General features: G+C 64.4%; 5 protein-coding genes and 1 pseudogene. 3 read left to right on the top strand and 3 right to left on the bottom strand.

Going from position 1 to position 7725, the window contains the following annotated elements:
- Nucleotides 1–93 precede the first annotated feature (93 nt).
- The 3 genes and pseudogenes from traG to PZ895_RS11195 all read right to left on the bottom strand — a co-directional run bounded on the left by traG (nt 94) and on the right by PZ895_RS11195 (nt 2477).
- Nucleotides 94–2025 (bottom strand): Ti-type conjugative transfer system protein TraG, encoded by a 1932-nt coding sequence (gene traG, locus PZ895_RS11205; RefSeq protein ID WP_275839080.1) that lies wholly within the window; start codon nt 2023–2025, stop codon nt 94–96.
- Nucleotides 2018–2236: pseudogene (gene traD, locus PZ895_RS11200) on the bottom strand (conjugal transfer protein TraD); the annotation flags it as partial. The pseudogene traD and the gene traG, both read right to left, overlap by 8 nt.
- The gene (locus tag PZ895_RS11195) at nt 2229–2477 is read right to left on the bottom strand and encodes a TraC family protein (RefSeq protein ID WP_275839079.1); all 249 of its coding nucleotides are present in this window, start codon (nt 2475–2477) and stop codon (nt 2229–2231) included. The gene PZ895_RS11195 and the pseudogene traD, both read right to left, overlap by 8 nt.
- Before the next feature lie 259 nt (nt 2478–2736).
- Here PZ895_RS11195 and traA point away from each other — a divergent pair, with 259 nt between their 5' ends.
- The 3 genes from traA to PZ895_RS11180 are packed head-to-tail and all read left to right on the top strand — an operon-like array spanning nt 2737 to nt 7719.
- Complete coding sequence (gene traA, locus PZ895_RS11190; protein ID WP_275839078.1) at nt 2737–6045, top strand: Ti-type conjugative transfer relaxase TraA; 3309 nt, start codon at nt 2737–2739, stop codon at nt 6043–6045.
- Complete coding sequence (gene traF / locus PZ895_RS11185) at nt 6042–6575, top strand: conjugative transfer signal peptidase TraF (RefSeq protein WP_275839077.1); 534 nt, start codon at nt 6042–6044, stop codon at nt 6573–6575. Before traA ends, traF begins: the two co-directional genes overlap by 4 nt.
- Complete coding sequence (locus PZ895_RS11180; protein ID WP_275839076.1) at nt 6511–7719, top strand: conjugal transfer protein TraB; 1209 nt, start codon at nt 6511–6513, stop codon at nt 7717–7719. Before traF ends, PZ895_RS11180 begins: the two co-directional genes overlap by 65 nt.
- Nucleotides 7720–7725 lie beyond the last annotated feature (6 nt).

Genomic DNA, 7725 nt, shown 5'->3' with positions numbered 1-7725 from the left:
GCGGAGCAGGCGAGGGGGCTGAACGCGCTTCACACATTGCGCCGAAGAGAAGCCCCCGAGCTTGTGGTAAACGGGGGCGGGACGGCTGCCGTTTTATGATGCAGCCGCTTCCGTCTTCGGTTGGAAACTGCTCTTCCCGACGAGCGCCGCCATCTCCGGACGGCGGAAGTAGATGGCGCGACCGCAGCGTAGCGGCGGGTTGCCGCCGGTGAGAATGATCTGCTCATCGGCGCGCATCTGGGTGACTTCATGCGGCAGGATGAGCGGGCGTTGCGAGAGCTGTTGCGAGCGGGTGCGGGACGAACCCATGTCGCGCGAGGTTCGGCTGACCTGGTTCACTTCCACCGTGGTCATGCCGCAGCGCTCTGAAATATACTTCGCTGTCTCCGGATCATTGATCGCCGAGAAGGACACCCAGGACGCCGACTCGAACCATTTGCTGGTCGCATCGCGCCCGCCAAATGCTTCCCGCATCTGCCCGAGCGACTGGAACAGCATCAGCAGGGTGATGCCATATTTGCGGCCGGCGTCGCGGGCGGTTTCGATGATGCGCATGTAGCCGAGGCGGGCGGCCTCATCGAGAAGGAACAGGGCGCGCTCTTCGAGATCGCCATTACGATTGTAGATCGCCTTGAGGAACGCTCCGATGACGACGCGCGCCATGCCGGGATGGTTTTCGAGCGTCGACAGATCGACATTGATGAAGACTGTCGTGCGCCCATTGGCAATGTCGTCGGTCCTGTAGGTGTTGCCCGACACGATGGCCGCATAGCTGTCGTAGGAGAGCCAGTGCGTCTCCTTGGCGGCGGTCGCGTAGACACCGGAGAAGGTTTGCGGCGTCATGTTGATGAAAGGCGCGATGACCTCTTTGACGAACCTGGAGGTCGAGCTCTGATAAAGGTCGGCGAGCTTTTCCTTGAGCGTTTCTTCCGGCTCGGCCAGCCGCGCGCGCACGACGCGCAGCGATCGTTCGCGCCTGGTATCGTCCGGATCGGACAGCATCACGTCGGCGATAACGCCGGTGATGAGTTGCTCGGCCGAGACGCGAAAGAAATCGTCGGCGCCGGAGGTCACGCGCGGCCTTTCCGACATCAGCCACGCCGCCACGGAGGCAATGTCTTCCTCCGGCGCATTGCCGAAGCGGCCGATCCAGTCGAGTACGTTGAACCCGATGTCGGGTCGTTTCGGATCGAGAACGAGCACGTCCTGCCCATGCGCTTCGCGATGCGCGGCGACCATCGGCGCAATCTCGGTCGAGGGATCGAGGATGATCATCGAGCCCTTGAACTTGAGCGCCGTCGGCACGACCACCGAGGTGGTCTTGTAACCGCCGGAACCGGCGAAGACGATGCCGTGGGTCGAACCGAAGCCGCAGTCGAAGCAGACGAGCGGTGATCTTCCGCCCTTGCCCCAGGTCTCCTTGCGGCGCGGATCGAAGTTGACGCCGGCGATGGAATCCTCGTCGACGCGATAGCGTTCGCCGAGGACGATGCCGCCGCTTTCAGGAAAGAGACGAGCGATCGTGGCGCTGTCCATCCAATCGCTGTCGCCGTGGATGGCGCGACGGCCGGAGAGCCGTTTCGGACCCGTCGCTCCAAACGCGGCATTGCCGCGCAGCGCAACCCGCAGCCCGAACATGCCGGCGACGAAGGCCGTCGCCGCGCCGCCGATGGTGTAGAGGTCGAGGAAGGAGAACAGCGTTCCGTCCGGGACCTGGCTGGCGAAGTCGGACAGGCGTTGCGCTTCCGAGATGGCTGCGAACGCGACGGCGGCAAGTCCGCCGATCAGGACGCCAAGGCCGGATGACTGAATGGCAAGTGAGCCATTCACGGCGAAGAGGAAGATAACGCCGATCGCGGCCGCGGCGGCGTAGGGGACGGCAAGTCCGATGCGCCCGAGGGTCAGGTAGCTTTCGGGTGAAGTCCCGAAACCAGCGAGCCACGTCTCAAAACCCTGGAGCCCAAGCACGGCTCCCAACATCATCACCGCCGGCGCTGCCAGCAGCATCAGCTTCCTTGCTGTCATTGTCGAATATCGCCTTTCCGATTGCGGTCAATCGTGCGCGCTCTGTTGCGTCGCCGAGCCGCGCCGTCGCGTCGATGAGGGCGCCGAGAATGACGGCACGATCCTCGCTGCGAAGCCCCGCCTTCACGACGAGACCGCCGAGCTGGATCTTCTCGCGGGCATCCTTCTTCCGGGCTTCCGTTTGTGACGCCCGGTAGCGGCGCTCATGCATCAGAAGCGTCCGCTTGAGAGCGAGCAGCCGGCCCGGGCGCTTTCTGTTTCGTCCCCGCTTGAAATCGCTTCGCCATCTCTTCGAAGCCTGTGACCAGCTCTGCGTCGGATGCGTTCACGTCGCCCAGTCCCGCCTTAAGCGCCAGCCGGCCGATACGTTCGGCCTCCTTGGTCTCGGCAAGCTTCAGCTGCTCCTGCAGGCGTTCGATTTCTTCGCGGATCCGGGAAGAGGGTCGTCTCATCGGCTGGGTTCTCCGGTTTCATGGATGTCCAATGCGATGCGGAGAGTCGCATTGAACATGCGCGCAGCGCACCCTGCGAAAAACCACAGGTAGGCGAAGCCTACGCATTGCGGAAAGAATCCCGCCGTTCGGAAGAACGGTCCAAGGGCGCAGTAATACGTTGCAAGCAACGTTCCCGCGTTCGGCCCCAAAGGTATGGGTCGTATGGGCCGCGCTTGACCGAACGGCATCGCGTTCGGACCGAGAAAGCACCTGCACTGTGGCGATCACCCACTTCACGCCCCAATTGATCAGCCGCGGCGAAGGCCGCAGTGCTGTTGCGGCGGCGGCGTATCGTCATTGCGCCCGCATGGAGAACGAGCGCGAGGGCAGGGTGGCGGACTTCTCGCGTAAGCCCGGCATGGTGCATGACGAGTTCGTGTTGCCGGCCGATGCCCCGGACTGGGCGAGGGCGCTCATTGCCGACCGATCGGTTGCCGGTGCGTCGGAAGCCTTCTGGAACAAGGTGGAGGCATTCGAGACTCGCAGGGACGCGCAGCTTGCCAAGGAGTTTATTCTGGCGCTGCCGCGCGAGCTGACCACCGCGCAGAACATCGTGATGATGCGCGAGTTCGTCGCCGAACATGTCAGCACGCGCGGGCTGGTCGCGGACTGGGTTTACCATGACGCGCCGGGCAATCCGCATGTGCATCTGATGACGACGTTGCGCCCGCTGACGAAAGAAGGTTTCGGCGGCAAGAAGGTGCCGGTCATCGGGGACGACGGACAGCCGGTCCGATCGAAATCCGACCAGATCATTTACAAGCTCTGGGCCGGCGACAAGGCGGACTTCCTCGCATTGCGGGAAGCCTGGTATGGCGCCCAGAACAAGCATCTCGAATCGAACGGTCATGACATTCGTGTCGATGGCCGCTCCTATGCCGAGCGCGGCATCGACCTCGAACCGACTTCGCATATCGGGGTTGCCAGCAAGAACATTCAGCGCCAGCGGCAAGCCGAAGGACGCGAGGCCAGGCTTGAACGGCTGGCACTGCACGAGGAAACGCGGCGCGAGAATGCGCGCCGGATAGAGCGCCGGCCGGAGATCGTGCTGGAGGCGATCGCGCGCGAGAAGAGCGTCTTCGACGAACGCGATGTCGCCAGATACCTGCACCGCTATGTCGACGATCCCGGCCAGTTCGCGAACTTGTTGGCGCGGGTCATGGGAAGCCCGGAAGCCGTGAGGATCGAGGTCGAGGGCGTCGATCCCGAGACCGGCGAGCGGTTGCCGGAGCGATTTGCGACGCGTGACATGATCCGCATTGAGGCCGACATGGGGAACCAGGCCGAGCATCTCGCGACCAATGGCCGGTTCGGCGTGTCAGTGAGCGCGCGCGCCGAAGTCATTGCGGGCCTGGCGCAGATTTCCGACGAGCAAAGCATCGGGCTGGAACGCATCACCGGGGACGAGCGCCTTGCCATCATTGTGGGCCGCGCCGGCGCCGGCAAGACCACCATGATGAAGGCCGCGCGCGAAATATGGGAGGCTTCCGGCTATCGCGTTGTCGGCGGTGCGCTCGCGGGCAAGGCGGCAGAGGGGCTGGAGAAGGAGGCGGGCATTGCCTCGCGAACGCTGGCGTCCTGGCAACTTCAATGGGAGCGGGGCCGCCTTCAGCTGGACAACAGATGCGTGTTCGTCATGGACGAAGCGGGCATGGTGTCGTCGCGCCAGATGGCCGACTTCGTTTCTGCTGTTGCCCACGCCGGCGCCAAGCTCGTTCTGGTCGGTGACGCAGACCAATTGCAGCCGATAGAGGCGGGCGCTGCGTTCCGCTCGCTCGCCGATCGCGTCGGCTATGCCGAGCTCGGCACGATCTATCGGCAGCGAGAGCAATGGATGCGCGATGCCTCGATGGATCTTGCCCGAGGCAGGATCGAAGCGGCGATCTCCGCCTATCAGGGGCAGGGGCGCCTGGTCGGAATGGAGTTGAAGGACCAGGCGGTCAGCGCGCTCATTCGCGACTGGATTGCCGACTACGACCCAAACCGGTCGAGCCTGATCCTTGCGCATCTTCGCCGCGATGTGCGGACACTGAACGAGCTGGCGCGTGGCGCGCTCCTCGAGCGCGGATTGATCGAAGACGGCCATGCCTTCCGCACGGAAGACGGCATGCGGAATTTCGCGGTCGGCGACCAGATCGTGTTCCTGAAGAACGAGGGTTCTCTGGGCGTGAAGAACGGCATGATCGGCCGTATCGTCGAGGCTGAGAAGGGCCGTATCGTTACCGAGGTCGGAGACGACAAGAGAAGGGTGGAGGTCGACCAGCGGTTCTATCGCAATGTCGACCATGGCTATGCGACCACCATTCACAAGTCCCAGGGCGCCACCATCGATCGGGTGAAGGTGCTGGCCACCCTCTCGCTCGACTGGCATCTGACCTATGTGGCGATGACCCGCCACCGGCATGACGCGGAGCTTTATTACGGACGCCGCTCTTTCGAGAAGGCGGGCGGGCTCATCCAGAACCTCTCCAAGCGCGGGGCCAAAGACACGACGCTCGATTACGCCGGGTCGAAGCTCTACGAGCAGGCGCTTTCCTATGCCAACAGCCGCGGCCTCTACGGCGCGCGCGTGGCGAAAGCCCTGGTCGAAAACCAGCTCCGTTGGATCAGGGAGCAGCGCGATCGGCTCGAGACGGCCGCTGTCAGGCTCTCAAGCTTCATCGGGCGGTTCGGCCGTGCCGCAGATCGTCAGGCCGCGGCTGCCGCGACGGCGACTGCCTCTCCCGTTTCCCAGCCCTGGATTCGCGGCCTCGCGACCTGGGCGCAATCCATCCCGCAGCTCTTGGAGGCCAAATTGCAGTCAGACGCCACACTCACCCATGCCTGGACGCAGCTTCGCGACCGCGTTGCCCAGGTCTATGAGAAGCCCGATGGCGCTATTGATGCGATGAACCTTTCCGCAATCATGAGCGCCAATGACGCGGAAAGGCAGGCAACGCAAAGCCGCATCGTCGACCAGCTCGGTCGCGATCCGGAGGCCTTCGGCGCGATGCGCGGCAAGACCGGCATGTTCGCCTCGTCGGACGCCAAGGCCGAGCGGCAGCGTGCCTTGAACAACGTTCCGGCACTCAAGGACAACCTTGCCCGCTATGTGCGGCTGCGCGCCGAGATCGGAGATCTTCGCACCGTCGAGCTGTCGCGCGAGCGCGACCGCAGCCGGGTCGACATTCCTGCATTGTCCGGATCGGCGCAGGGCGTACTTGACCGCATCCGCGATGCGATCGATCGCAACGACCTTTCGGCCGCGCTCGGTTTTGCCCTGGCCGACAAAATGGTGAAGGCAGAGATCGACCAGCTCAACAAGGCGCTCGATCAGCGGTTTGGGGAACGGGCCTTCCTTGGCTCGAAAGAGGCCAAGGGTCCGGCCTATGACGCAGCCGCGGCACGGGTCGCCGAGGGCGACCGCTCTAAACTGCTCGCAGCCTGGCCGAGCTTCAGCGCCGCGCAGCGCGTTGCGGCCTATGAGCGGGCGGTGAGCCAGACCCGGGCCCAGAGCCAGGTCCGCGATCAGGGCATGACCCGATGACGAGACAGGGCAGGGCGCTTGCGATCATCGGCGCCGGCGCCGTCCTTCTCGGTTCGATGGCGGTAGCCTTCGCATGGGGCGGCTATCGGGTGAACTTCACACCCTCCTATCCGTTGGGTCTTTGGCAGATCGAAACGCTGGACCGCCCGGTTGCGGTCGGCGACCGTGTGTTCATCTGCCCGCCTGCCGGTTCCGCCGTCGACCTTGCCCGCGAGCGCCTCTATCTGCCCAGAGGTCTTTGCCCGGCCAGGACCGCGCCGCTCATCAAGACCGTCGTCGCATTGGCCGGACAGTCCATCCGCGTCGAGAACCAGGTCATCATAGATGACGTGCCCTTGGCAGCTTCGACCGTTCACGCCCAGGACGCCGAAGGGCGGCCGATGACGCCCTGGTCGGGCGGCATCGTGCCCACGGGCGAATTGTTTCTCCATTCCGATTTCGTTGGTTCCTATGATTCAAGATATTTTGGGCCGCTTCCGGCCGCAGGCATCGTTGGGCTCGCACGGGAAATCCTCACCTTCGCGCCGTAGGGTTCTGCAGGCCGTTCTGTACGTCGCCGGCGGGGCTGCCACCGGCACGATAGGGTGGCTCGGGCATCCGCTCGCCTTCGCCGTCGGCATTGCCTTCCCGGCGCTTTGGGCCTTCTCTCCTTCGCGCACGGTTGCGGGCCTGGTCGCGTTGGCGCATTTTCTCGGTGCATCGCGCGGCCTGCCGGTCGGCGCGTCAATCTTTTTCGGGGCGCAGCTCGCCATCGGGTTGGGTCTATGGCTTGCAGCCTCGCTGATGTTCGTCGCCGTACACACTGCGCTCTGGACATCGCGCGGCGGCTGGCGCCGGCCCCTTCGCTACGCGATCGCAGCCGTCCTTATGAGCGTGCCGCCCTTCGGCATCGTCGGTTGGGCGCATCCGATAACCGCGGCCGGAATTCTCTTCCCGGGCTGGGCCTGGTTCGGCCTTGCCGCGACCGCCGCCCTGTTGATCGCGATGACGACACGCGTATGGCCGATCGCGTCCGGGATTGGCGCGCTCGCCTTCGCCTGGTCCGCCTCTAACTGGACGCCGCCCGCCGAGCCGGTAGGCTGGCGGGGCATCAACACCGGGTTCACGTTCGAAGCGTCGGGCCAGTATGCCGATTATCATCAGCAGGTCTGGACGATACGACTGGTCGAGACCGCAGCCGGCGACGGCGCGCGTGTCGCGATCCTGCCGGAAAGCGCCATGGGCTTGTGGAGCGCCACCACCGAGCGGCTTTGGACCCGCGAGCTTTCCAGCCTCGACATCATGGTCAATGGCGGTGCGGCGATCGTCGATCCTGTCGGCTACGACAATGTGATGATCGGGGTTTCGGGGAGGCGCGCGGAGATCCTTTACCGCGAGCGCATGCCGGTCCCGGTCTCCATGTGGCAACCTTGGACGACCGGCGGGGCGCATGCGCGGTTCTTCGCCAATCCGGTCTTCGAGTTCGCCGGGCTTAAGGTTGCGCCGCTCATCTGCTACGAGCAGCTGATCATCTGGCCCGTCATCCAGTCGATGTTGTATGCGCCGGACGTGGTTGTCGCGACCGGCAACGCCTGGTGGACCGGCAACACCAATATCGTCGCCATCCAGCGGTCGAGCGCGCAGGCCTGGGCCTCGCTGTTCGGCCTGCCGCTGGTGATGGCGTTCAACGAATAGGAGATG

Source organism: Mesorhizobium sp. YIM 152430 (assembly GCF_029210365.1).
Taxonomy (GTDB): Bacteria; Pseudomonadota; Alphaproteobacteria; order Rhizobiales; family Rhizobiaceae; genus Aliihoeflea.
The sequence above is the reverse complement of the archived record's forward strand: the minus strand, read 5'-3'. Positions and strand labels throughout refer to the sequence as shown.

Bases quoted from the DNA above. Each gene is read 5' to 3' on its own strand.
- traG (WP_275839080.1), bottom strand. From the start codon at position 2,025: ATGACAGCAAGGAAGCTGATGCTGCTGGCAGCGCCGGCGGTGATGATG.
- PZ895_RS11195 (WP_275839079.1), bottom strand. From the start codon at position 2,477: ATGAGACGACCCTCTTCCCGGATCCGCGAAGAAATCGAACGCCTGCAG.
- traF (WP_275839077.1), top strand. From the start codon at position 6,042: ATGACGAGACAGGGCAGGGCGCTTGCGATCATCGGCGCCGGCGCCGTC.